Genomic DNA, 230 nt, shown 5'->3' on the forward strand with positions numbered 1-230 from the left:
CGGGTGGTCAAGGGCATCCAGCTCAAGGAGTACGCCTCCTGGCTGGACGAAGGCGCCCTGTTCAAGGGCCAGTGGGGGCTGCGGGGAGAGACCGTCGAGAGCGAGGGCCGGCCCCGGCTGCGCGGCCTGCTGGACCGGCTCCAGACGGAGAATCTGCTCGAAGCCGCCGTGGTGTACGGCTACTTCCCGTGCGTCTCCAAGGACGACGACCTGATCGTGCTGGACGACGC

The 230-nt window shown here is 68.7% G+C and carries 1 protein-coding gene; it reads left to right on the forward strand.

Going from position 1 to position 230, the window contains the following annotated elements; all coding sequences use genetic code 11:
- On the forward strand, nucleotides 1-230 hold a 230-nt coding region (locus ACTT8P_RS38745), incomplete at both ends, for a hypothetical protein (protein WP_442836475.1).

The sequence above is a fragment of the Streptomyces sp. JW3 genome (assembly GCF_052216785.1).
Classification (GTDB): domain Bacteria; phylum Actinomycetota; class Actinomycetes; order Streptomycetales; family Streptomycetaceae; genus Streptomyces.